The following is a 24,845-nucleotide window of genomic DNA, read 5'->3' on the forward strand; positions in this document are numbered from 1 at the left end:
GAGGCGTACTCATCGAAGCTTCGGGTTGAGCGCGTCGCGCAGCCAGTCGCCAAGCAGGTTGATGGAGAGGATCAGGGCGGCGAGCGCAAAACCGGGGAAGGCGACGATCCACCATTCGCCGGCGAACAGGTAGTTGTTGCCGATGCGGATCAGCGTGCCGAGCGATGGCATCGTGTCGGGCAGGCCGACGCCGAGGAAGGAGAGCGTCGCCTCGGTGATGATGGCGAGCGCAAGGTTGATCGTGGCGATGACCAGGATCGGCCCCATCGTGTTCGGCAGCACATGCCGCAGCATGATCTTCGGTGCAGGCAGGCCGATCAGCTGCGCGGCAGCCACGTAGTCCTTGTTCTTCTCGACCATCACGGAGCCGCGCACCGTCCGCGCGTACCCCACCCAGAAGCTCAGGCCGATCGAGATCACCAGCACCACCAGCATGCTGGTGGCGTCGAGCCGGTTGCCGAGGATCGATTTCGCGATGCCGTTGACCAGCAGCGCGATCAGGATGGCGGGGAAGGTGAGTTGCACGTCGGCGATCCGCATGATCACGCCGTCGACTGCGCCGCCGAAATAACCGGCGATCAGGCCGAGCGCAATGCCGAGCGCGCCGGCGAAGATCACGCCGGCGACGCCGACGGCCAGCGAGATGCGCATACCGTAGAGAATGGCAGAGAACACGTCGCGGCCCTGCTCGTCGGTGCCGAGCAGGAACGGGCTCTGGCCGTCGGCGGTCCACAGCGGCGAGATCCGCGAATTCATCAATTGCAGCTGCGCCGGATCGAACGGGTTCTGCACCGCGAGCACGGATGCAAAGATCGCGAGCAGGAAGAATAAGACCGTGATGGCCGCCGCCACCATGGTGAGCTTGGAACGGCGGAACGAATAGAAGATGTCGCTGTCGAGCGTGCGGCTGAGCCAGCCGCGGGCCGCATGCGCCGGCTGCGCGTTCTGCTTGTCGGAACTGGAGACGACGGCGTCGGACATGCAGGCTGCCTTATGAGGCGCGACCGACGGTCGAGCGCAGGCGCGGATCGACCACGGTATAGAGAATGTCGACCACCAGATTGATGGTGACGAAGATCAGCGAGACCATCAGCAGGTAGGCGGCCATGATCGGGATATCGACATTTTGCACGGCCTGGACGAACAGAAGTCCCATGCCCGGCCACTGGAACACGGTTTCGGTGATGATGGAAAATGCAATAACCGAGCCAAACTGAAGACCGGCCACCGTGATCACCGGAATCAACGTGTTCTTCAGCGCGTGGCCGAAATGGATGGCACGGGTGGTCAATCCCCTCGCTCGGGCGAAGCGGATATAGTCGGTCCGCAGCACTTCCAGCATCTCCGCGCGCACCAGTCGCATGATCAGGGTCATCTGGAACAGGCCGAGTGTGATCGAGGGCATGATCAATGCCTTCAGTCCTGACAGCGTGAGCAGGCCCGTCGTCCACCAGCCGAGCTTGACCACCTCGCCGCGGCCGAACGAGGGCAACCAGCCCAATGTCACCGCGAACAGATAGATCAGGAGAATGCCGATCAGGAAAGTCGGCAGCGAGATGCCGACAAGCGAAACGGCCTGGAACAGTTTGGCCAGCACCGTGTCGCGTTTGAGCGCCGAATAGACGCCCATCAGGATGCCGAACACCATCGCGAAGACGGTCGCGCAGATCGCAAGCTCCAGTGTGGCGGGCATACGCTCCATCAACAGCGCCGAGACCGGCTGGCGGAACTGGTAGGAGACGCCGAACTTGAATTGCGCGGCATCGGCGAAATAGCGCGCGAACTGTACCGGCACGGGATCGTCGAGGCCGAGCGATTTGCGCACGATCGCGCGCTCGGCCGCCGAAGTATCGATCGAGACGATCTGGTTGACGGGGTCGCCGGCGAAGCGGAACATCGAGAACGCGATGATGCCGACGGCGAACATGACGCCGAGGGCCTGAACGGCGCGGCGAAGAGTGAAAGCGAGCATGCCTTCCACTGTCCTTGGGTGTGCGTGCGGCTGACCTCTTTGTCGGCCGGAAAAGGAATGGTCCCGGACGCCTCACGCGACCGGGACCCTGTGTTCAACTGACGCTATTCCTTCTTGGTCGCCCAGTGGAACATGACCAGATTGTCGGCGCGCTGCGGCAGGTTGACCTTTTTCGATACGCCCCATGCCAGCGCCTGCTGGTGCAGCGGAATGTAGGCCCAGTCCTTCATGCCGATTTCATAGGCCTGCTTGATCAGCTGGTTGCGCTTGGCGGTGTCGGTCTCGACCAGCACCTTGTCGGTGATGGCGTCGAACTCCTTGTTGCAGTAGCCGCCGAGATTGGCCTCGCCGCGCGAGGATTTCGCATCATCGCGGCAGCCCATGATGTCGTAGAGCACGTTATGGGAATCCATGGTGCTCGGCGTCCAGCCCAGCAGGTAGAACGAGGTCTGGTAGCCGCCCTGCTTGAGCACCTTGGCGAAGTACTGCGCCTTCGGCTGCGCCAGCAGATTGATCTTGACGCCGATGCGCGCGAGCATGCCGACGACGGCCTGGCAGATCGCGGCGTCGTTGACGTAACGATCGTTCGGGCAGTCCATGGTGACCTCGAAACCGTCGGGGTAACCGGCCTCGGTCAGAAGCTTCTTGGCGCCGTCAGGATCGAATTTCGGCCGCGTGAAATCCTTGGAGAGCGCGAACAATTCCGGCGCGATCATCAGTGCCGACGGCGTCGACAGGCCGCGCATCACGCGCGTCTTGATCAGCTCGATGTCGATGGCCTTGTAGAAGGCTTCGCGGACGCGGGCGTCCTTGAAGGGGTTCTTGCCCTTGATGTTGGAGTAGAGCAGCTCATCGCGAGTCTGGTCGAAGCCGATGAAGATGGTGCGCAGCTCCGGTCCCTTCAGCACCTGGGCATTCGGGCTGGAATCGACGCGGGAGATGTCCTGGATCGGCACCGGCTCGATGACGTCGACTTCGCCCGAGAGCAGCGCGGCGACGCGGGTGGCGTCGGAGGCGATCGGGGTGAAGATGATCTCCTTCAAATTGCCTTCGACCTTGCCCCAATAGTTGGGGTTGGCCTTGAACACCGTCTTCACACCGGGCTGATGGCTCTCGATGATGAAGGGACCGGTGCCGTTCTCGTGCAGCGAGGCGTAGCTCGGCGTGGTCGCCGCCACCGGCGTCGGATCGACGACGTTGTTCTGCTCGGCCCATTTCTTGTCCATGATGTACCAGACATCCCACGAGTTATGCAGGATGGGATTGGGCGAGGGCAGGATGAAATCGACGGTGTAGTCGTCGACCTTGACCACCTTGACGTCGGGCGCAAGGCGGGTCTGCATGTTGGACCCCTTCTTGCGGACGCGGTCGGCCGAGAACAGCACGTCGTCGGCGGTGAAGGGATCGCCGTTGTGGAATTTCACGCCCTTGCGCAAATGGAAGCGCCAGCGGGTCGGCTCCGGCGTTTCCCAGCTTTCCGCCAGTGCCGGAATGATCTTGAGGTTCTTGTCGCGCGCGGTGAGGCCCTGATAGACGTGGCCAAGATGGGCGTGGGTGGTGCTCTCGTTCAGGGTGTAGGGATCGAGCGACTTCAGGTCACCCTGATTGGCATAACGTAGCGTCTGGCTTGACGCCGGCGAGACCGCCAACGCAAGCGCACCGGCGAGCGCCGCCGCAAACAGACTTTGACCGATTGACATTCTTGACCCTCTCCGCACTGCCACGCCGGTGATTTTTGATTGTTCGGCGGGGCTGACTGATCCATGTTGCCCAGAGTTATCGACCCGTGCAAGCGCCATTCCAGCAAGGAACGCGCCAAGTTGCGCCGCTGTGCAGCAATGCTGACCGTGTCGCCAGGCATGGAGGGCCGTGCCTTCCGACTTTGGTTGACCATGCCGGCTGATTGCCGGACGGAGCATGTCGCGCCGGCATCAGGTCGCTTGCGTTGCACCACAACTCGCGGCGATACTCCGACAGGCCGCTCGAATCTCATCTGGAGGGGACATGAAGGTTAACATCGAAATCGACTGCACCCCCCTCGAGGCCCGCCAGTTCTTCGGTCTGCCGGACGTGGCGCCGATGCAGGCTGCGGTGATGGACAAGTTGCAGCAGCAGGTTCTCAGCAACATCGAGAAGGTCTCGCCGGAATCCCTGATCCAGAGCTGGTTCACCTTCGATCCCAAGATCGCCGAGCGATTTCAGGACATGTTCGTCGCGATGGCCGGCCTCGGCGGCACCCGCAGCGGCGACAAGAAAAAATAGTGTCGACCGGACCGGACGGGGCGCTGGAATCGGGGCGGCTTCGTCCGCCAGGTCTCGGCCTGCTGCTGGCCGAAGCCCGTGGACTGTTCGAATTGAATGCGAGCCTGCTGCTGTCGCCGCTCCTGATGCGCGCGCCGAGGGGCGACGGCCATCCGGTGCTGGCGCTGCCGGGCTTTCTCGCCAGCGACCTGTCGATGGTGCCGATGCGGCGCTATCTCAGCGAGCTCGGTTATGAGGCACATGCCTGGCGGATGGGCCGCAATCTCGGTGGGCTCGGGCGGATGCGAGATTCGCTGCGTACTCGCCTGGCCGAAATCCATGCCGCGAGCGGACGGAAGGTCAGCCTGGTCGGGTGGAGCCTCGGTGGCGTCTATGCCCGCGACCTCGCGCTTTGGGCACCCGACAAGGTCCGTTACGTCATCACGCTCGGCAGCCCTTTCGCCAACGACGTGCGGGCGACCAACGCCACGCGGCTTTACGAGGCGATGTCAGGCGAGCGGGTCGAGGATTTTGCCGAAGCGCGCGAGGCGATCGCCGGAGATCTGCCGGTGCCGACGACGTCGATCTATTCGCGCGCCGACGGCGTCGTGAACTGGCGGACCTGCCTGCTTCGTCCTTCCGCGCGTGCCGAGAACATCGAGGTGCACCTGGCGAGCCATATCGGGCTTGGGGTCAACCCCGCGGCGCTGTGGGCCGTGGCGGACCGCCTGGCGCAACCGGAGGGGGAATTCCGTCCATTTGACCGGGCCGGGCCGTTTGCCATTGCATATGCCCCGCCGGAACAGGCAGTATCGGCCTGACGAGAAGCGCCGTCCAAGGTGCCCGTCAGATCCTGCGGGAGGGAACCATGGCCGACGGGAAGAAGCTGTCGTCGCTGGACGCGTCGTTTCTCTATCTGGAAACGCCGGAGATGCCGATGCATGTCGGCAGCATGGCGATCTTCCGCCTGCCCGACGACTACAAGGGCGACTTCTTCGAAGACTTCAAGGCGATGATCCTCTCGCGCCTGCACATCGCGCCGATCCTCAAGGCGCGGCTGGAGAAGGCGCCGCTCGACATCGATCATCCCTCCTGGGTCGAGGACGACCAGTTCGACATCGACCGTCACATCTTTCGCGCCAGCCTGCCGCAACCGCGCGACCGCGCCACGCTCGAACGCATCGTCGGCTGGATGCACGCCAAGCCCCTGAACCGCGCCCGCCCGCTCTGGGAGTTCTACGTGTTCGAGGGCATGAAGGACAATGAGGTCGGGCTCTATTCCAAGATGCATCATGCCGCGATCGACGGCGGCGCCGGCGCGGCGCTGACCAACATGATCTACGACATCTCCCCGATCCCGCGGAAGGTCGATCCGCCCACGGCTGGAAGCAAGCCCGGACAGGAGCCGCGCGACATCGCCGCGAACCTGCTCGATTCCTATCAGCAGCTCTTCTCTCAGCCGCTCGACGCTTCGCAGGCCGCGAAGAACCTGCAATTGCCCCGCACTGGCAAGAGCGACATCGGCTCGATCCTGTTCGACAACGCGATGTACCAGATCGAAAGCGCGGTGCGCTTCGCCGGCAATATGCCGACCGTGCTGAAGAGCGTCTCCGACGTGCTCGGCAAGGTCGCCGATCCCAAGTCGCGCGAGAGCCTCGCCAGCATGGTGTCGCCGCCGACCATGCTGAACAAGACGATCTCGTCGGAGCGAAGCTTTGCCGGCGTGTCGATCCCGCTGTCGCGGGCCAAGGCCCTGGCCAAGCGGGCCGGCGGCAAGCTCAACGACGTGGTGCTGGCGCTGGCCTCCGGCGTGGTCCGGCGCTACCTCCTGCAATATGGCACGCTGCCGGCGAAATCCCTGACCGCCGCCGTGCCGATCTCGCTGCGCGAGGAAGGCAACACCGAGGCCAACAACCAGGTGTTCGGCATGATATGCGCGATCGCGACCAACCTCGAGGATCCCAAGGCGCGGCTGGAGGCGATCATCGCGCAATCGACCAAGTCCAAGGAGATGTCGCACCCCTTGCGCGCCCTGATGCCGCAGGTCTCCAACATCTCGATGCTGGGCGCGCCGATCATGGTGCAGATCCTGGCGCTGCTCTATAGCCGCTCAAATCTTTCCGACGTGCTGCCGCCCGCGGCCAACATCACAGTGTCCAACGTGCCCGGGCCGCGGCAGACGCTCTATGCCGCCGGTGCCGAGCTATTGCATATCTTCCCGGTCTCGATCTCGACGCACGGGCAGGCCCTCAACATCACCGTGCAGAGCTATCGCGACCAGCTCGACTTCGGTTTCATCGTCGGTGCCAACATCATTCCGCATGTGCAGGTGATGTGCGATATGCTGCCGGAGGAGTTTGCCGCGCTGGAGGCCGCCTATGCGCCGCCGGCCGCCGACATCAAGGGCGCGGCGGAATAGGAAGCCATGATGATTGAAATGCCGCCGCTCAAGTTCGCACAGACGAACGGAATCCGCATGGGCTATTACGAGGCGGGCCCGGTCGACGACAAGCCGCCGGTCGTGCTGTGCCACGGTTGGCCGGAGCTCGCCTTTTCCTGGCGTCACCAGATCAAGGCGCTGAGCGAGGCCGGCATCCGGGTGATCGCGCCCGACCAGCGCGGCTACGGCGCGACCGACCGACCCGAGGCGGTCGAGGAATATGACATGGAGCATTTGACCGGCGATCTCGTCGGTCTGCTCGATCATCTCAACATCGGCAAGGCGATCTTCGTCGGTCACGACTGGGGCGGCTTCGTCGTCTGGCAGATGCCGCTGCGGCATCCCACGCGTGTCGCCGGTGTCGTTGGAGTCAACACCCCGCACTGGGACCGCGCGCCGATCGACCCCATCGCGCTGTTCCGGCAGCGCTTCGGCGATCAGATGTACATCGTCCAGTTCCAGGACCCCGCGCGTGAGCCGGACAGGATCTTTGGCAGCCGCGTCGAGCAGACCTTTGACGCCTTCATGCGCAAGCCGGCCGCGCGCCCGCCGGGTGCGCCCGAGGAACAGCCGATTGCCGGCATCGGCGCTTCGCCCCGCATCAACCTGGCCTTCCCGCAGATGATCGCGAATTACGACGCCAGACATGATCCGCGCAAACCGATCCTGTCCGCCGACGAGAAGAAGGTCTTTGTCGATACCTTCACCAAGACCGGTTTCACCGGCGGCATCAACTGGTACCGCAACTTCAGCCGCAATTGGGAACGTGCGAAGGGGCTCGACCACTACATCCATGTGCCGTCGCTGATGATCATGGCCGAGAACGATGCGGTGCTGCCGCCTTCGGCGGCCGACGGCATGGAGAAGCTGATCGGCGATCTCGAGAAATATCTGGTGAAGGACAGCGGCCATTGGACACAGCAGGAGAAGCCGGAAGAGGTCAGCGCCAAGCTGATCGAATGGCGTAGAAGGCGGTTTGGGTGAGGATCCGGTCGTCCACGTAAGTCAGACGTCATTCCGGGACGGGCCGAAGGACCGGACCCGGAATCTCGAGATTCCGGGCTCGATGCTGCGCATCGCCCCGGAATGACGGCAAGAGGGGGGAAGCGCTTCAAATGTCATCCAAGAATCGTCTGGACCCGATTCCGCATCCGCCGACCCAGCCCGTGGTCGGCAACATGCTGTCGCTGGATTCGTCCGCTCCCGTGCAGCACCTGACGCGGCTTGCGAAGGAGCTGGGTCCGATCTTCTGGCTCGACATGATGGGCTCGCCGATCGTCGTCGTCTCCGGCCACGATCTCGTCGACGAGCTCTCCGACGAGAAGCGGTTCGACAAGACGGTGCGCGGCGCGCTGCGGCGCGTGCGTGCGGTCGGCGGCGACGGCCTGTTCACGGCCGACACCAGAGAGCCGAACTGGAGCAAGGCGCACAACATCCTGCTCCAGCCGTTCGGCAACCGCGCCATGCAGTCCTACCACGGGAGCATGGTCGATATCGCCGAGCAGCTCGTCCAGAAATGGGGGCGGCTCAACGCCGATGACGAGATCGACGTCGTCCACGACATGACCGCGCTGACGCTGGATACGATCGGCCTGTGCGGCTTCGAATACCGCTTCAACTCGTTCTACCGGCGCGACTACCATCCCTTCGTCGAATCGCTGGTGCGCTCTCTCGAAACCATCATGATGACGCGCGGCCTGCCATTCGAGCAGCTCTGGATGCAGAAGCGCCGCAGGACGCTGGCCCAAGACGTCGCCTTCATGAACAAGATGGTCGACGAGATCATCGCCGAGCGTCGCAAGATCGCGGAGGGGATCGACGACAAGAAGGACATGCTCGCGGCGATGATGACCGGCGTCGACCGCGCGACCGGCGAGCAGCTCGACGACGTCAATATCCGCTACCAGATCAACACGTTCCTGATCGCGGGCCACGAGACCACCAGCGGCCTGTTGTCCTACACGCTCTATGCGCTGCTCAAGCACCCCGACATTCTCAAGAAGGCCTATGACGAGGTCGATCGCGTCTTCGGCCCCGATGTCAATGCGAAGCCGACTTATCAGCAGGTGACGCAGCTCACCTACATCACGCAGATCCTGAAGGAGGCGCTGCGGCTGTGGCCGCCCGCGCCGGCCTACGGCATCTCGCCGCTCAAGGACGAGAGCATCGGTGGCGGCAAGTACAAGCTCAGAAAGGGCACTTTCACCACCATCCTGGTGACCGCGCTGCATCGCGATCCCTCTGTCTGGGGGCCGAACCCGGACGTGTTCGATCCCGAGAATTTCAGCCGCGAGGCGGAAGCGAAACGGCCGATCAATGCGTGGAAGCCGTTCGGCAACGGCCAGCGCGCCTGCATCGGCCGTGGCTTCGCCATGCACGAGGCTGCGCTCGCGCTTGGCATGATCCTCCAGCGCTTCAAGCTGATCGACCATCAGCGCTATCAGATGCACCTGAAGGAAACGCTGACGATCAAGCCGGAAGGCTTCAAGATCAAGGTGCGTCCGCGCGCCGATCGCGAGCGCGGCGCCTATGGTGGGCCGGTCGCTGCGGCGGCTTTGGCGCCGAAGGCGCCGCGTCAGCCGACCGCGCGCCCGGGCCATAACACGCCGATGCTGGTGCTCTACGGCTCCAATCTCGGCACGGCCGAAGAGCTGGCGACGCGCATGGCGGACCTCGCCGAGATCAACGGCTTTGCCGTGCATCTCGGACCGCTCGACGACTATGTCGGCAAGCTGCCGCAGGAGGGCGGTGTGCTGATCATCTGCGCCTCCTATAACGGGGCGCCGCCCGACAACGCCACGCAGTTCGTCAAATGGCTCGGTGAGGATCTGCCGAAGGACGTCTTTGCCGGCGTACGCTATGCGGTGTTCGGCTGCGGCAACAGCGACTGGGCCGCGACCTATCAATCGGTGCCGCGCTTCATCGATGAGCAATTGTCGAAGCATGGCGCGCGCGCGGTCTATCCGCGCGGCGAGGGTGATGCGCGCAGCGATCTCGACGGCCAGTTCCAAAAATGGTTCCCGGCGGCAGCCCAGGTCGCGACCAAGGAGTTCGGTATCGACTGGAATTTCACCCGCACCGCCGAGGACGATCCGCTCTACGCGATCGAGCCGGTGGCGGTGACCGCCGTCAACACCATCGTCGCCCAGGGCGGCGCGGTGGCGATGAAGGTGCTGACCAACGACGAGCTTCAGAACAAGAGCGGCCCCAATCCGTCGGAGCGTTCGACGCGTCACATCGAGGTGCAGCTGCCCGCCAACATCACCTACCGCGTCGGCGATCATTTGAGCGTGGTTCCGCGCAACGACCCGACGCTGGTGGATTCGGTGGCCCGCCGCTTCGGATTCCTGCCCGCCGACCAGATCAGATTGCAGGTCGCCGAGGGCCGTCGTGCGCAATTGCCGGTCGGCGAGGCCGTGTCGGTCGGCCGCCTGCTCAGCGAGTTCGTCGAACTTCAGCAGGTCGCGACGCGCAAGCAGATCCAGATCATGGCGGAGCACACCCGGTGCCCTGTGACCAAGCCGAAGCTGCTGGGCTTCGTCGGCGAGGAGCTTGAAACGCTGGAGCGCTATCACGGCGAGATATTGGCCAGGCGCAAATCGGTGTTCGATCTGCTGCTCGAATATCCCGCCTGCGAATTGCCGTTCCACGTCTATCTGGAGATGCTCTCGCTGCTGGCCCCGCGCTATTACTCGATCTCGTCATCGCCATCGGTCGATCCGGCGCGTTGCAGCATCACCGTTGGCGTGGTCGAGGGGCCGGCCGCCTCGGGCCGGGGCACTTACAAGGGCATCTGCTCGAACTATCTCGCCAACCGGCGTGTGGGCGACGTGATTTACGCCACCGTGCGTGAGACCAAGGCCGGTTTCCGGCTTCCCGATGATCCCTCCGTGCCGATCATCATGATCGGACCGGGCACGGGGCTTGCGCCGTTCCGCGGCTTCCTCCAGGAGCGCGCCGCGCGCAAGGTCAGAGGCGCCGCGCTCGGCCCGGCCATGCTGTTCTTTGGCTGCCGTCACCCGGATCAGGATTTTCTGTATGCCGATGAGCTGAAGGCACTGGCGGCCGACAGCATCACCGAGCTCTTCACGGCATTCTCGCGCGCGGATGGACCGAAGACCTATGTGCAGCATGTGCTCGCCGCCCAGAAGGACAAGGCCTGGCCATTGATCGAGCAGGGCGCCATCATCTATGTCTGCGGCGACGGCGGCAGGATGGAGCCCGATGTGAAGGCCGCGCTGGTTGCGATCCAGCGCGAGAAGACCGGCAGCGACGCTGCCGCGGCTGCGCGCTGGATCGAGGAGATGGGCGCGAAGAACCGGTATGTGCTGGATGTCTGGGCGGGTGGGTGACGGCCCGCCCGATCGTGCTAAACGTCTGGCATGATTCCCTGGGAAAAGATCGACACCGCCAAGATCCCCGGCTCCAACGAGGAGCTCCGCCTGATGCGGCGGGGCAAGGAGTTTTCCATCAAGCTCGGCACCAACGAGCTGATGAACAATCGCCTGTCGGGCTCGGAGGCCGCGCTTGCGACGCTCGCGGCAAAGCAGATCGAGCAGGTCGCGAAACCCGTCATCCTCATTGGTGGCCTCGGCATGGGGTTTACACTGCGTGCGGCGCTCGCTGTGCTCGGAAGCAAGGCGAAGATCATTGTCGCCGAGCTCGTGCCCGCGGTGGTGGCCTGGGCGAAAGGTCCGATGGCGGAGGTCTTTGGCGACAGTCTCGATGATGCCAGGGTGAGCATCCGGGAAACTGACGTCGGCGAGATTATCCGCGCGCAGCGCTCGGCGTTCGATGCCATTCTCCTCGACGTTGATAACGGGCCGGAAGGGCTGACCCGGAAAGGCAACGATGCCCTCTATGATGCGAGCGGGTTGAAGGCGGCGAAGACGGCGCTGCGTCCGGGCGGCGTGCTCGCGGTGTGGTCGTCGGGCCCCAACCCGGCCTTCACCAAGCGGCTCGGCAGCGCCGGCTTCCACGTCAACGAAATCAACGTCCGCGCCACCGGCAGAGGCGGCGGCGCGCGCCACGTGATCTGGATCGCGCGGAAGACCTAAGCCGCCTGCGCCGCTGCCCCGTGCGCGTGCTTGTCGATCGCGTCGATGATCTCGGGCCAGAACCGCATCGGCAGGGCATGACCCATACCTTCGATCATCAGCAGCTTCGCATTCGGGATTGACGCCGCTGTGTCCTTGCCACCTTCGGGATGGACCAGCGGATCGACCGTGCCGTGGATTACCAGCGTCGGCGTCTTCACGCTATGCAGGCGTTCCTTGCGGCTGCCGGAGGCAAGCACGGCGCGGAGCTGGCGGCCGACGCCGGCCGGATTGAGCCCGCGCGCGAAGACGCGCTCGGCGCGGCCAGGATCGAGCGCTTCCTCTTCCGGGAAATGCCCGGCGCGCAAAATCTTCCAGGTCTGGCCGAAGCGGACGATGAACTCCTCCTTGCTGCGTGGCGGCGGCGCCATCAGCATCGCGGCGGCCTCGCGGGTTGGCGGCGGTATGCGTGGATTGCCCGTGGTGGACATGATCGATGTCAGCGAATGCACGCGGTGCGGAAACGATAGCGCCACCTCCTGTGCGATCATGCCGCCCATGGAGGCGCCGACCAGATGCCCCGACTTGATGCCGAGTGCATCCATCAAGCCGACCGTGTCCTTGGCCATGTCGATCAGCTTGTAGGTTGCGGCCACAGGAATCCTGAGGAAACGCAGCTTCAGCAGCTCGAGCGGGGTCAGGCGCTTGCCGCCCGTGAGATGGCTCGACTTGCCGATGTCCCTGTTGTCGAAGCGGATCACGCGGAAGCCGCGCGCGGCGAGCTGCTCGCAGAACGCATCGTCCCAATGGAGCATCTGCGCCCCGAGCCCCATGATCAGCAGCAGCGGCTCGGCATTGTCGCTGCCGAAGGTCTCGTAGCAGATGTCGATGCCGTTGGCGCGGACGGTGTGGGGCGGCTGATGGGCGGTCACGGGCGCGGTCCCTCCTGCTGGTCGCCGCTGTATCGCACGGTTTCGTTCCGCGAAGAAGCCGCGAGCGCGACACGGCGCCCGCTGCTTGCCGGTTGACCGGCATCTCGCAACGGTGTGGTATGGCGAGAAAAGAAGGGTGAAAAGCCCTCCACATGGGAGGATGCTGATGACCGACAAGATCACCGATCCGGTCGCCTTGTGGCAGAAGATGGTCGGCGAGATGGAGAAGGGTTTCAACTCCTTCGCGACCAAGGCAATGGAGACGCCCGAGTTCTCGCAAGCCGTGAACCGCGCCGGCGGCGTTGCTGCAGGTGCTCAGAAGCAATTTGGCGATCTCATGGAGAAATACCTGCTCTCCATGAACCTGCCGAGCCGCGAGCAGATGACCGGTATCGCGGAACGGCTTCAGTCGATTGAAGGCCAACTCGGCGAGATCAAGTCGATGCTGAGCCAGATGTCGGCCGGTTCGGGTGCGCAGCAGGGCGGCGCTGCTCCGCGGCCGCCGCGGACGAAACGTCCGCCGTCCGAAGGCGGAGACCAAAAATGAACGCGCCGACGGGACTCGATTTCGCGTCCATCCCGGAGCGCATCCAGTCCGAGGTGCAGCGCGCGATCCAGCGCAGCATCAAGGGCGTCGAGTATTTCTCGACCTCGGGCCCTTCGCTCGGCTCGACACCGAAGGACGTGCTGCATTCGCGCGGAACCATGAGCCTCTATCACTACCGGCCGATGTCGGACGAGATCTACCGCGTGCCGGTGCTGATCGTGATGGCGACGACCAACCGCGGCTATATCCTCGACCTCGTGCCCGGCCAGAGCTTCATCGAGTTCCTGCTGAGGCGCGGCTACGACGTCTACATGCTGGACTGGAGCGCCCCGCGGCCGGAGGAGAAGAACCTGCGCATGGAGGACTACGTCCTTGATTTCATCCCAGACTGCATCCGCCGCGTGCAAGCCGATTCCGGCGAGCAGGACGTCTCCGTCATCGGCTATTGCTTCGGCGGCGTGCTGTCGCTGCTCTATGGCTCGATCCACAAGGATGGGCCGATGAATAATTTGATCTGCTTCACCACGCCGATCGACTTCCGCGAGATGAAGTTGTTTTCGAATTTCTCCGATCGCCGCTATTTCGACGTCGATCGTCTCGTCGACAGCGTGGGAAACGTGCCGCCAGAGATGATCCTGTCCTCGTTCGAGATGCTGCGCCCGGCCTCGCGCACGGCGAGCCAGATCCAGCTTTGGGAGAACATCTGGAACGACGAGTTCGTCAAGTCCTACCGCATGTTCGACCGCTGGGCGACCGACACGCTGCCGCTGGCGGGCGAGTATTTCCGAGCCATCACCAAGGACCTGATGTGGGACAACAAGCTGTTCAACGGCACCATGTCGGTTGGCGGCCGGGCGGCGCGGCTGGACGATATCACGGTGCCGATCCTGCATGCGGTCGCCGAGCACGACCACATCGTGCCGTATGAGGCCGCCAAGCATCTGATCGCCAAGGTCGGCTCGGCGGATAAGGAGGAGGTGATCCTGAAGGGTGGTCACGTCTCTCTCGTCGCGGGCGCCAACGCGGTGAAGCGACTATGGCCGAAACTGGATTCCTGGCTGGGAAAGAGATCGACATGAGTGAGCAGCGTTCCTACCCGCGTCAGGTCGAGACCGAGGCCGGCGACATCGAGATCCGCTTGATGTCGCCTGCGGACGAGGCCGCCGTGCTGGCCTTCGGCAAGGGCCTGCTGACCCACGATCTGCTGTTCCTCCCCCGCAACATCAGCGAGCCGAAGGTCCTGTCTGCATGGGTCAAGGAGATCCAGCGCGGCGCGATCCAGAGCCTGCTCGCGGTGAGAGAGGGCAGGGTGGTCGGGTGCGGCACGCTGGTGCGCGATCCGCATTCCTGGTCGCCGCATGTCGGCGAGATCCGGATGGTGGTCTCGCCCGATGTCCGCGGCAAGGGAGTGGGCAAGGCGCTCTCGCAGGAGACCTTTGCACTCGCGCTCGGCGCCGGCCTGGAGAAGCTCTCGGTCCAGATGACCGTCGATCAGCAGGCGGCGATCGCCCTGTTCGAAAGCCTCGGGTTCAAGGCCGAGGCGCTGCTGCGCGACCATGTCCGGGATGTCGACGGCAAGACCCACGACATCGTCGTGCTCGGTCACAACATCGCGCAGGTCCAGGCCCAGATGGAGGCTTATGGGGTGCCGGGCGCTGTCCAGCACTAGGAGCGCCCGCTCAGCATTCGGCTCAAATCGGGCCGATCATCGGACCTGTTGGCTAAAGAGGCATCATGATGCCTCTTGTCGAGGCCTATCACATTTTTGTGATGGTGCGTCGCAATATGAATGTTGCGTCGCACAATTAACTATGCCATAGAAATGGTTGCCCCGGGCCAATGAGGACGGGGTGAGCCCATAGCTCAGATCAATGAGGATGGAGAGGACCCCATGACCACTGAAACCAACACCGCTTTCGAGGGCTTCAAGGACGCTTTCAAGAACATCCAGAATCTGGAAGTTCCCGAGGCCGCCCGCGAATTCGTCAAGAAGACTGCCAACACTGCCAAGGACCGTGCCGCGGAGGCCTTCGCCGGCTCCGAGCGGGTAACCGCCGCTGTCGAGAACGCAGTGGCCGAATCCGTCGCCGAGGCCGGCAAGATCAGCCGCAATATCCAGCAGGCGATCTACGAGGACGCCGAGGCGTTCTTCTCGGGCATCGACAAGCTGGCATCGGCAAAGTCGATCAGCGAAGCCGTCGAGATCCAGTCGAGCCTGCTCCGCTCCCGCGGCGAAGTGTTCGTCTCGCGTGCCAAGGCGACCGCCGACTATCTCGGCAACCTCGCCGCCAACGGTGCGAAGTCCGCTCAGGACAATTTCGCCAAGGTCTACAACAAGACCGCCTGATTTGACCCATGAGTAGAAACTGAATTTGAGGCCCGCTTCGGCGGGCCTTTTGTTTGAGCTGCCGTAAGCACATCCACCGTCATTCCGGGGCGCCCGAAGGGCGAACCCGGAATCCAGAGGTTGTGGAGCGAGATTCCGGGTTCGATGCTTCGCATCGCACCGGAATGACGTACTCTCAAACCGTCATGACTCCACCCGACACCTTCTCCTTCGACGCCCCCGGCGATGCCGAACGCGCGGCCGAGTTACGCCGTGTGAAAGCGCTGGCGACGTTGGTGCTGGCCTCGACACTCGCGCTGTTCGTGGTCGCGAAATGGCTTCTGCCCGTGCATCCCGTGTTCGGCTTCGTTGCAGCCTTCGCGGAAGCGGCGACCATCGGTGGTCTCGCCGATTGGTATGCGGTGGTCGCGCTGTTCAAGCGGCCGCTCGGCCTGCCGATCCCGCACACGGCGATCATCCAGAGCAATCAGGCTCGCATCGCCGACAAGCTCGGCGAATTCATCCAGGTGCATTTCCTGGAGGCCGGCCCCGTCGAGGCCAAGCTGAAGGAGATCGATTTCGGCTTCTTCGTTGCGGACTGGCTGCGGGACCGCAAGCGCAGCGATGATCTGGCGCGGTTCGCGTTGCGCCTGCTGCCGGAGGCCGTTTCCGCCACCGAAAGCTCCGGCCTGATGAGCTTCGTCATCCGCCGCATGTCATCGCAGCTCCAGGCGATCGATCTGGCGCCGCTCGCGGCCGGCACGCTGCGCGGCTTCGTGGCGGAGGGGCGGCACCAGATCCTGTTCGGCGATCTCCTGCGCGTGATGCACGACACGCTGAACCAGAAGGAAACGATGGCGATGATCCGCGAGAAAGTGCGCGCGGAATTGCCGACCCTGCTCAAGCTCTATCGCGCCGACAAGTTTCTGGTGAACAAGATCGTGGCCTCAGCCACCGCTTTCTTCAATGAGGTGCGCAGCGATCCCAAGCATCCGTTCCGCGGCGAGTTCGATCGCATGGTGCTGAGCTTCGTCGATCGGCTCGGCACCGATCAAGCCTATATCGATCGCATCGACGGCTTGAAGCGCGATCTGCTCGCGCGTCCCGAGCTTGCCGAACTCGCCCGCACCGTCTGGGCCAACACGCGCTCCTTCATCGAGCGCAGCGCGAGCGGCGAGACGCAGGTGCTGCAGCATCATCTCGCCGGCATGTTCGTCGCGGCCGGCGAGGCGCTCGCAGGCGATGCCGAACTGCGCGGCGAGATCAACAAGGGCCTGGTGGCGATGCTGCGCAGCTTCGTGGCCGACCAGAAGAGCGGCGTCTCCACCTTCATCTCCGATCAGGTCAAGGCGTGGAATATGACGCAGCTGATTACGCTGATCGAAATCAACATCGGGCGCGACCTGCAATACATCCGCTTCAATGGCTCGCTGATCGGCGGTCTCGCCGGTCTCGCACTCTACTCCGCAGAATTCCTGCTTCGATTGCTGTGACTTTCGCGTCACGGCCGTCGGCATTACCGCGCGGGCCTATTGCCGCCGCGCATCTCTCCCGCTTGAATGTCTGGAACCGGCCACCTAGCTGATTCATGTTGCGCTGCGGAACGTTCGAGAAGCCGGTGCATTGGAATTCATGCCGATTGCCGGCATCGCAGCCGGCGTCCTTTCCAGAAGTCTTCCCAGAGGGAAACATCGATGACCGCAACTGCCCAGACGCTGCGTCCGCCGTCCCGTACCCTGATGTTTCTGGAAGGGCGCGCGATCCACGAGTTCGGCGCATTCCTCGGCGCGCTGCCGCTGTTGAGCCTTGCGCCGCGCGGAGATGGGCATCCGGTGCTGGTGCTGCCGGGCCTTGTGGCTTCCGATGCGTCGACGCGTGCGCTGCGCGCGTTTTTGACGAGCAAGGGCTATGCGGTGAGCGGTTGGCGTCAGGGTCGCAATTACGGCCTGCGCGAGGGCGTGCAGGATGCCATGGTCGATCTGGTCCAGGAGCTCAACGACAAGCACGGCCGCAGGATCAGCCTGGTCGGCTGGAGCCTCGGCGGTCTCTATGCCCGCCAACTCGCCAAGATGATGCCGGAGCGCGTGCGCCAGGTGATCACGCTCGGCAGTCCCTTCGCCGGCGATCCGCGCTCGACCAACGCCTGGCGCGTCTACGAATGGGCGAGCGGGCGGAAGTCCGACGAGGTCGATCCGCGTTTCGGGGGCGAGCTTGCCGCTCCGCCGCCGGTGCCGACCACCGCCATCTTCAGCCGCACCGACGGTGTCTGCGCCTGGCAGGGCTGCATGGAGAAGGCGGGCGCGCAGACCGAGAGCATCGAGGTCGAGAGCAGCCATTGCGGCATGGGCCATCATCCGGCCGTCGTCTATGCCGTGGCCGATCGCCTCGCGCAGAAGGAAGGCCAGTGGCGTCCGTTCGACCGCAGCGGCTGGCGCAGCCTCGCCTACCCCGATTCGCATCGATAGCGCTCCTCTTCACCTCGCCCCGCTTGCGGGGAGAGGCCGGAATTTGCGAATAGCAAATTCCGGGTGAGGGGGACTCTCCGCGAGTCCGTCTGTTACCGTGTTTGCCGAGGCGGCCCCTCACCCCAACCCTCTCCCCGTAAGAACGGGGAGAGGGAGAGAAAGTGCGTCGTCCCCGTCCATTGTCGCGCCCGCATCAAACGCGCTATGGCTCGTGCATGGCGCATCCGCTCTCCCGCATCATCGACCAGCTCAAGCGCGAGCCGTCGCGCACCGGCTCCATCGTCATCACCGTGTTCGGCGATGCCATCGTGCCGCGCGGCGGCTCGGTGTGGCTGGGGACGCTGCTGGAATTCTTCGAAGGCTTGGATATCGACAGCGGCGTTGTTCGTACCGCGATGTCGCGGCTTGCTGCCGACGGCTGGCTGACGCGCGAGAAGGTCGGTCGGAACAGTTTCTATCGCCTGGCCGACAAGGGCAGGCAGACGTTTGAATCTGCCACGCGCCACATCTACGATCCGCCGCCGTCCGACTGGACCGGGCGTTTCGAGCTGCTGCTGATCGGCAATGGCGAGGACCGCGACGCCTCGCGCGAGGCGCTGCGCAATGCCGGCTTCGGCAGTCCGCTGCCGGGTGTGTGGGTCGCGCCGTCGGGCGTGCCGGTGCCGGACGAGGCTGCGGGCGCCATCCGCCTCGAAGTCTCGGCGGAGGATGACAGCGGGCGGCGTCTGCTCAGCGCGAGCTGGCCGCTCGATCGCACCGCGGATGCCTATCTGAAATTCATGAAGACGTTCGAGCCGCTGCGCGCCGCGATCGCGCGCGGTACTGAATTGTCCGAGGCCGATGCCTTCACCGCGCGGATCCTGTTGATCCACTACTATCGCCGTGTCGTGCTGCGCGACCCGCTGCTGCCCGAAGGCCTGTTGCCCGCGGATTGGCCGGGAAGGGCGGCCCGCGCGCTCTGCGCCGAGATCTATCGTGCGCTCCTCGTTGCATCGGAACAATGGCTCGACGGCCATGGAAGCAACGAGAAGGGGCCGTTGCCGGCGGCCCGGAAGCTCCTGGAACGGAGGTTCGATGCTTGATCTTTATGTTACAGAAATATCTTGCATGATGTAATTTTTGTTATATATTATCTCCCTATAAATCGGGAGGATGCGCATGTATACCCAGGCGCTGAACACGGCCGAGACCGAGGATCGCGGTCTCGAGGACGCGGCGAAGGCTGCGGAGTTCCAGGCCCGCATCGATGCAGAGGAACGCATCGAGCCGAACGACTGGATGCCGGCGGCCTACCGCAAGACGCTCACACGCCAGATCTCCCAGCACGCGCATTCCGAGATCGTCGGCATGCTGCCCGAAGGCAACTGGATCACCCGTGCGCCGACGTTGCGCCGCAAGGCCGCGCTGCTCGCCAAGGTGCAGGACGAGTGCGGCCACGGGCTCTATCTCTACGCGGCAGCCGAGACGCTCGGCGCCTCGCGCGAGGAGCTGGTCGACGCGATGCTCGCGGGCAAGGCAAAGTACTCCTCGATCTTCAATTATCCGACGCTGACCTGGGCCGACATCGGTACGATCGGCTGGCTAGTCGACGGCGCCGCGATCATGAACCAGATCCCGCTGTGCCGCTGCTCCTATGGCCCCTATGCGCGCGCGATGATCCGCGTCTGCAAGGAGGAATCCTTCCATCAGCGCCAGGGCTACGAGATCATGCTGACGCTGTGCCGCGGCTCCGACGAGCAGAAAGCGATGGCGCAGGATGCGCTGAACCGGTGGTGGTGGCCGGTGCTGATGATGTTCGGCCCGCCGGATGTCGCGAGCCAGCACAGCGACACCTCGACGAGGTGGAAGATCAAGCGCTTCTCCAATGACGAGCTGCGCCAGAAATTCGTCGATGCCACCGTGCCGCAGGCGCAATATCTCGGCCTCACCATTCCCGATCCCGGCATGACGCAGGATGCGGACGGGCACTGGCGCTACAGCGAGATCGACTGGACCGAATTCAAGCAGGTGCTCGCCGGCAATGGCCCCTGCAACCGCGACCGCATGGCCGCGCGCCGCAAGGCACACGAGGAGGGCGCCTGGGTGCGCGAGGCGGCAGCCGCCTATGCCGCCAAGCGCGCTCGGCGTCAGACCGCGCAGGCTGCAGAATAGGGAGATCAAGATGGCCACGCCGAACACCCCGCTGTGGGAGGTCTTCATTCGCAGCCGCAACGGGCTCGCGCACAAGCATGTGGGATCGCTGCATGCCAGCGACGCGACCATGGCCCTGCAAGCCGCCCGCGACATCTATACCCGTCGCGGCGAGGGCCTGTCGATCTGGGTCGTGCCGTCGAGCGCGATCACCGCGAGCGATCCCGCCGAGAAGGGCATGATGTTCGAGCCGGCGGAGTCGAAGATCTACCGGCATCCGACGTTCTACGAGGTGCCGGAAGAAGTGGGGCACATGTGATGGCCGTCGCCAACATCCAGGTCTCCGAAACGCCGCTGGTGCTCTACGCACTGCGCCGCGCCGACGATGCGCTGATCCTCGGTCACAGGCTGTCGGAATGGTGCGGGCACGCGCCAATGCTGGAAGAGGACATGGCGCTCTCCAACATCGCGCTCGACCTGATCGGCCAGGCACGGGAGCTCTACGCCTTTGCTGCGAAGGCCGAACGTAGGGATAACGACGAGGACAAGCTCGCTTACTTGCGCGACGTGCGGCAGTACCGCAATCTGCTCTTGGTTGAGCAGCCGAATGGCGACTTTGCCCAGACGCTGGTGAGGCAGTTCTTCTATTCCGCCTTCGCCGACCTTTGCTGGCGTGCCATGATGAGCTCGCGCTATACGACGCTTGCCGCCATTGCCGCTAAGTCCGAGAAGGAGAGCGCATATCACCTGCGCCACGCCTCGGAATGGATCATCAGGCTCGGGGACGGCACAGACGAAAGTCACCGGCGGGCGCAAGCCGCGATCGATCATCTCTGGGCTTTCACCGGCGAGATGTTCTCGGTCGACGACGGCGAGCGCGCCCTGATCCAGGCCGGCATCGCCGTCGATCCCGAGACCTTGCGCGGTCGCTGGCTGCAGACGATCTCCGATGTCGTCAGCGAAGCCACGCTCGTCTTGCCGCAGAACAACTGGATGCAGCAGGGCGGCCGTACGGGTCGGCACAGCGAACATCTCGGCCATCTCCTCTCCGAGCTGCAATCGATGCAGCGCACCTTTCCGGGGTTGACATGGTGAGCGTGCTGGAGCGCGACAGCGAGCTGCGCCGGCGGGCCTGGGATGCTGCGGCAAGCGTGGTCGATCCAGAAATCCCGGTGCTGACCATCGCCGATCTCGGCGTGCTCCGTGAGATCGTCCTCGACGGCGACCTGGTCGAAGTCAAAATCACCCCGACTTACTCGGGTTGTCCGGCGATGAACATGATCGCGCTGGAAATCGAGCTGGCGCTGGAGCGCGCCGGTTTCCGTCATCCGAAGGTGCGAACCGTGCTGTCGCCGGCGTGGACCACCGACTGGATGAGCGAGGACGGGCGCCAGAAGCTGCGTGCCTACGGCATCGCGCCGCCGCAAGCGTCGAGCTCGCGCCGCGCGCTGTTCGGCGGGCAGGCCGTGGCGTGCCCGCAATGCGGCTCCGACAAGACCGAATTGCTGTCCGAATTCGGCTCGACCTCCTGCAAGGCGCTCTGGCGCTGCAAGGCCTGCCGCGAACCCTTCGATTACTTCAAGTGTCATTGAGGCGCACGATGCCAACCCCGTCGTCATTGCGAGGAGCTCTTGCGACGAAGCAATCCAGACTGCTTCCGTGGAAGGACTCTGGATTGCTTCGCTTCGCTCGCAATGACGACAGAGAGACCGAACAAGGGTGTCCGTAATGTCCGCAGCCGCACCGCGCTTCCATCGCCTGGCCGTCAATGACCTCCGCCGCGAGGCGTCCGACGCGGTCTCGATGACCTTCGCCATTCCCGGCGAGTTCGCTCGCGATTACGCCTTCACGCCCGGCCAGTATCTCACGCTCCGCACGATGCTGGATGGCGAAGAGGTGCGCCGCTCCTATTCGATCTGCTCCGGCCCCGACGACGGCGAGATCCGCATCGCCGTGAAGAAGGTCGACGGCGGGGCGTTCTCGAGCTGGGCGGCGGACGAGCTGAAATGCGGCGATGAGCTCGACGTGATGACGCCGACCGGCCGCTTCGGCGTGGTCCCGCCGGCCGATCGCGCGCGCATCCATGTCGGCTTTGCCGCCGGCTCCGGCATCACGCCGATCCTGTCGATCGTGAAGGGTGTGCTTGCCCGCGAGCCGGACAGCCGCTTCTTCCTGTTCTACGGCAACCGTACCACCGACAACATCATGTTCCTCGAAGCGCTCGAGGAGCTGAAGGATCGCTTCATCGATCGCCTCTCGCTCTTCCACGTCATCTCCGGCGAGGAGCAGGACATCCCGATCCTGCATGGCCGTCTCGACGGCGACAAGGTGAGGGTGCTGCTGCGCTCGCTGGTGCCGGCGGGGAGCGTCGATCACGTCTTCATCTGCGGCCCGCTTGGCATGAGCGAGGAGATCGAGGCGACCTGCCGCGATCTCGGCATTGCCGAAGAGCGTATCCACGTCGAGCGCTTCGTCTCTGAATTCGGCGGCAAGCCGCGGCCGAAGAAAGCCGCTGCGCCGGATGCGCCGCCGAAGGCGATTGCGTCGCTGATCATCGACGGCAAGCGGCGCGACGTGCCCGTCGCAGAGGATGAGGCGATCCTCGATGCCGCGCTGCGTGCCGGGATCGATTTGCCCTTCGCCTGCAAGGGCGGGATGTGCTCGACCTGCCGCGCCAAGCTGGTCGAGGGCGAGGCGCCGATGGACATCAACTATTCGCTGGAGCCGTGGGAGCTGAAGGCCGGCTTCGTCCTGACCTGCCAGGCAAAACCATCGTCCGAGCGTGTCGTCGTCGATTATGACCATGTCTGATCGGGCAGATCAGACCCCATGAATGCAAATGCGTCGCATTATTTGACAGCTTGAGCCAACCAGCAGAACATCATGTGCGAGCATCTGGCCCGGAGAAGCGCGTGAACGTCAAAGCCGCCCTGTCGCCTGAGGATATTGCCCGCGCCTGCGCTGACGCGATGTGGGCGGAGGACGATGCGTCCAAGGGTCTCGGCATGGAGATCGTCGAGATCGGCCCGGGCTTCGCAACGCTCGCCATGACGGTGCGTCCGGACATGGTCAACGGCCAGCGCATCGCTCATGGCGGGTTCATCTTCACGCTCGCCGACTCCGCCTTCGCGTTCGCCTGCAATTCGCACAATGAGCGCGTGGTGGCGGCGCAGGGCCAGATCACCTTCATCAAGCCGGGCAAGCTTGGCGATCGTCTCATCGCCAAGGCGCGGGAGATCACTCGCGGCGGCCGTTCCGGCATCTACGACGTGCGCGTGACTGCGCGCGACACTGTCATCGCGGAATTCCGCGGACATTCTCGCGTCATTCCCGGCACGTGGCTGCCGGCGCCAGATCAATAAGACCAAAGGAAAGAACAAACCAATGTGGGGAAACGAGGATGGCTCTGACGAGGCTCAAGGAAGGTGCCGGTACCTATAGCGCCGAGATGGACGCACATGAGCGCGCCTCGCGCGACGAGATCATGGCGCTGCAGAAGCAGCGGCTGGCCTGGTCGCTGAAGCACGCCTACGACAATGTCGCGCATTATCGCAAGGCCTTCGACAACGCCGGCGTGCATCCGTCCGACTTTCGTGAGCTGTCCGATCTCGCGAAATTTCCGTTCACGGCGAAGACGGACCTGCGCGACAACTATCCCTTCGACATGTTCGCCGTGCCGCGCGAGAAGCTGGTGCGCGTGCATGCCTCTTCCGGCACCACGGGCAAGCCCATCGTCGTCGGCTATACCCAGCGCGATATCGACACCTGGTCGGAGGTGATGGCGCGCTCGATCCGCGCCGCCGGCGGGCGCACTGGGATGATCATCCACAACGCCTACGGCTATGGGCTCTTCACTGGCGGGCTAGGAGTGCACTACGGCGCAGAAAAGCTCGGCTGCACGGTGGTGCCGATCTCCGGCGGCATGACCGAGCGGCAGGTGCAGCTCATCAACGACTTCCGGCCTGACATCATCACGGTGACGCCGAGTTACATGCTGGCGATCCTCGACGAGTTCAAGCGCCAGAAGCTCGACCCGCGCCAGTGCTCGCTCAAGATCGGCATCTTCGGCGCCGAGCCCTGGACCAATGCGATGCGCGGCGAGATCGAGGACGCCTTCGACATGGACGCGACCGATATCTACGGTCTTTCCGAGGTGATCGGCCCCGGCGTCGCGCAGGAATGCATCGAGACCAAGGACGGGCTGCACATCTGGGAGGACCATTTCTACCCCGAGGTGATTGACCCCGAGACCGGCGCGGTGCTTCCGGACGGGGAGAAGGGCGAGCTGGTGTTCACCTCGCTCACCAAGGAAGCCTTTCCGGTGGTCCGCTATCGCACCCGCGATTTGACGCGACTGCTGCCGGGCACGGCGCGGCCCGGCATGCGGCGGATGGAGAAGGTGACCGGCCGCTCCGACGACATGATCATCCTGCGCGGCGTCAACCTGTTTCCGACCCAGATCGAGGAGGTGTTGCTCGCGACCGACTGGTGCGGCGGGCACTTCATCCTGGAACTGACTCGCGAAGGCCGCATGGACGAACTGACCATCATCGCGGAGGCGCGGCCCGAGAGCTGGGATGGCCGGGGTCTGCTCGACCATGCGGACCGGATCTCGACCCACATCAAGAACACGATCGGGATCAGCTCCAGGGTGCAGGTGGTCGCGCCCGCCACGCTGGAACGTTCGCTCGGCAAGGCCAAGAGGCTCTACGACAAGCGGCCCAAGGATTGACTTGACCGCGCCCAGGGGCGACAA

Annotated in this window: 24 protein-coding genes; 20 read left to right on the top strand and 4 right to left on the bottom strand. The window is 64.1% G+C overall.

The window, feature by feature from the left end:
• Window positions 1–9 precede the first annotated feature (9 nt).
• The 3 genes from H1B27_RS18815 to H1B27_RS18825 form a co-directional block, all read right to left on the bottom strand.
• The gene (locus tag H1B27_RS18815) at window positions 10–981 is read right to left on the bottom strand and encodes an ABC transporter permease (RefSeq protein ID WP_061878188.1); all 972 of its coding nucleotides are present in this window, start codon (window positions 979–981) and stop codon (window positions 10–12) included.
• Window positions 982–991: 10 nt separating this feature from the next.
• On the bottom strand, window positions 992–1,972 hold the full coding sequence (locus tag H1B27_RS18820; protein ID WP_197967067.1) for an ABC transporter permease: 981 nt from the start codon (window positions 1,970–1,972) through the stop codon (window positions 992–994).
• Window positions 1,973–2,076: 104 nt separating this feature from the next.
• Window positions 2,077–3,672 carry an ABC transporter substrate-binding protein gene (locus tag H1B27_RS18825; RefSeq protein ID WP_061878186.1) on the bottom strand — a complete coding sequence of 532 codons (1,596 nt, stop codon included), beginning with the start codon at window positions 3,670–3,672 and terminating at the stop codon, window positions 2,077–2,079.
• Between the two features lie 304 nt (window positions 3,673–3,976).
• Between H1B27_RS18825 and H1B27_RS18830 the strand changes: the two genes are divergently transcribed.
• From H1B27_RS18830 to H1B27_RS18855, 6 genes are all read left to right on the top strand, one after another.
• Window positions 3,977–4,234 carry a DUF6489 family protein gene (locus H1B27_RS18830; RefSeq protein WP_194388732.1) on the top strand — a complete coding sequence of 86 codons (258 nt, stop codon included), beginning with the start codon at window positions 3,977–3,979 and terminating at the stop codon, window positions 4,232–4,234.
• The gene (locus tag H1B27_RS18835) at window positions 4,234–5,034 is read left to right on the top strand and encodes an esterase/lipase family protein (RefSeq protein ID WP_197967068.1); all 801 of its coding nucleotides are present in this window, start codon (window positions 4,234–4,236) and stop codon (window positions 5,032–5,034) included. Before H1B27_RS18830 ends, H1B27_RS18835 begins: the two co-directional genes overlap by 1 nt.
• Before the next feature lie 47 nt (window positions 5,035–5,081).
• Entirely contained in the window at window positions 5,082–6,632 is a 1,551-nt protein-coding gene (locus tag H1B27_RS18840; protein ID WP_197967069.1) for a WS/DGAT/MGAT family O-acyltransferase, read from the top strand.
• A 9-nt stretch (window positions 6,633–6,641) separates the two neighbouring features.
• A complete protein-coding gene (locus H1B27_RS18845) occupies window positions 6,642–7,637 on the top strand; it encodes an alpha/beta fold hydrolase (protein ID WP_197967147.1) in 996 nt (331 codons plus the stop codon).
• Between the two features lie 131 nt (window positions 7,638–7,768).
• Window positions 7,769–11,005, top strand: coding sequence for a bifunctional cytochrome P450/NADPH--P450 reductase (locus H1B27_RS18850; RefSeq protein ID WP_197967070.1), 3,237 nt, complete (start codon window positions 7,769–7,771; stop codon window positions 11,003–11,005).
• A 30-nt stretch (window positions 11,006–11,035) separates the two neighbouring features.
• Window positions 11,036–11,710 (top strand): spermidine synthase, encoded by a 675-nt coding sequence (locus tag H1B27_RS18855; protein ID WP_197967071.1) that lies wholly within the window; start codon window positions 11,036–11,038, stop codon window positions 11,708–11,710.
• Here the strand turns inward: H1B27_RS18855 and H1B27_RS18860 are convergent.
• A complete protein-coding gene (locus H1B27_RS18860; RefSeq protein ID WP_197967072.1) occupies window positions 11,707–12,621 on the bottom strand; it encodes an alpha/beta fold hydrolase in 915 nt (304 codons plus the stop codon). The two genes, H1B27_RS18855 and H1B27_RS18860, sit on opposite strands and share 4 nt — an antisense overlap.
• A 166-nt stretch (window positions 12,622–12,787) precedes the next feature.
• Here H1B27_RS18860 and H1B27_RS18865 point away from each other — a divergent pair, with 166 nt between their 5' ends.
• The 14 genes from H1B27_RS18865 to paaK all read left to right on the top strand — a co-directional run bounded on the left by H1B27_RS18865 (window position 12,788) and on the right by paaK (window position 24,821).
• Complete coding sequence (locus tag H1B27_RS18865; RefSeq protein WP_197967073.1) at window positions 12,788–13,168, top strand: hypothetical protein; 381 nt, start codon at window positions 12,788–12,790, stop codon at window positions 13,166–13,168.
• On the top strand, window positions 13,165–14,247 hold the full coding sequence (locus tag H1B27_RS18870; RefSeq protein WP_197967074.1) for a PHA/PHB synthase family protein: 1,083 nt from the start codon (window positions 13,165–13,167) through the stop codon (window positions 14,245–14,247). The genes H1B27_RS18865 and H1B27_RS18870 overlap by 4 nt, the downstream gene beginning before the upstream one ends.
• Complete coding sequence (locus H1B27_RS18875; RefSeq protein WP_197967075.1) at window positions 14,244–14,837, top strand: GNAT family N-acetyltransferase; 594 nt, start codon at window positions 14,244–14,246, stop codon at window positions 14,835–14,837. The genes H1B27_RS18870 and H1B27_RS18875 overlap by 4 nt, the downstream gene beginning before the upstream one ends.
• Window positions 14,838–15,059: 222 nt before the next feature.
• The gene (locus tag H1B27_RS18880) at window positions 15,060–15,515 is read left to right on the top strand and encodes a phasin (protein ID WP_061878177.1); all 456 of its coding nucleotides are present in this window, start codon (window positions 15,060–15,062) and stop codon (window positions 15,513–15,515) included.
• 185 nt (window positions 15,516–15,700) lie between these two features.
• Window positions 15,701–16,987 carry a DUF445 domain-containing protein gene (locus tag H1B27_RS18885; protein ID WP_197967076.1) on the top strand — a complete coding sequence of 429 codons (1,287 nt, stop codon included), beginning with the start codon at window positions 15,701–15,703 and terminating at the stop codon, window positions 16,985–16,987.
• Between the two features lie 201 nt (window positions 16,988–17,188).
• Window positions 17,189–17,959, top strand: coding sequence for an alpha/beta fold hydrolase (locus H1B27_RS18890; protein ID WP_197967077.1), 771 nt, complete (start codon window positions 17,189–17,191; stop codon window positions 17,957–17,959).
• 215 nt (window positions 17,960–18,174) lie between these two features.
• The gene (paaX, locus tag H1B27_RS18895) at window positions 18,175–19,041 is read left to right on the top strand and encodes a phenylacetic acid degradation operon negative regulatory protein PaaX (protein WP_197967078.1); all 867 of its coding nucleotides are present in this window, start codon (window positions 18,175–18,177) and stop codon (window positions 19,039–19,041) included.
• Window positions 19,042–19,117: 76 nt separating this feature from the next.
• Window positions 19,118–20,110, top strand: coding sequence for a 1,2-phenylacetyl-CoA epoxidase subunit PaaA (paaA, locus tag H1B27_RS18900; protein ID WP_197967079.1), 993 nt, complete (start codon window positions 19,118–19,120; stop codon window positions 20,108–20,110).
• Between the two features lie 10 nt (window positions 20,111–20,120).
• Window positions 20,121–20,408, top strand: coding sequence for a 1,2-phenylacetyl-CoA epoxidase subunit PaaB (gene paaB / locus H1B27_RS18905; protein ID WP_015687593.1), 288 nt, complete (start codon window positions 20,121–20,123; stop codon window positions 20,406–20,408).
• Complete coding sequence (gene paaC / locus H1B27_RS18910; RefSeq protein WP_061878173.1) at window positions 20,408–21,184, top strand: 1,2-phenylacetyl-CoA epoxidase subunit PaaC; 777 nt, start codon at window positions 20,408–20,410, stop codon at window positions 21,182–21,184. Before paaB ends, paaC begins: the two co-directional genes overlap by 1 nt.
• Complete coding sequence (gene paaD, locus H1B27_RS18915; RefSeq protein WP_197967080.1) at window positions 21,178–21,681, top strand: 1,2-phenylacetyl-CoA epoxidase subunit PaaD; 504 nt, start codon at window positions 21,178–21,180, stop codon at window positions 21,679–21,681. Before paaC ends, paaD begins: the two co-directional genes overlap by 7 nt.
• Before the next feature lie 136 nt (window positions 21,682–21,817).
• Window positions 21,818–22,900, top strand: a complete 1,083-nt coding sequence (gene paaE / locus H1B27_RS18920; protein ID WP_197967081.1) for a 1,2-phenylacetyl-CoA epoxidase subunit PaaE — start codon at window positions 21,818–21,820, stop codon at window positions 22,898–22,900.
• 101 nt (window positions 22,901–23,001) lie between these two features.
• The gene (gene paaI / locus H1B27_RS18925; protein WP_197967082.1) at window positions 23,002–23,451 is read left to right on the top strand and encodes a hydroxyphenylacetyl-CoA thioesterase PaaI; all 450 of its coding nucleotides are present in this window, start codon (window positions 23,002–23,004) and stop codon (window positions 23,449–23,451) included.
• 38 nt (window positions 23,452–23,489) lie between these two features.
• Window positions 23,490–24,821, top strand: a complete 1,332-nt coding sequence (gene paaK / locus H1B27_RS18930; protein WP_061878169.1) for a phenylacetate--CoA ligase PaaK — start codon at window positions 23,490–23,492, stop codon at window positions 24,819–24,821.
• Window positions 24,822–24,845 lie beyond the last annotated feature (24 nt).

It is taken from the genome of Bradyrhizobium diversitatis, assembly GCF_016031635.1.
Lineage (GTDB): Bacteria > Pseudomonadota > Alphaproteobacteria > Rhizobiales > Xanthobacteraceae > Bradyrhizobium > Bradyrhizobium diversitatis.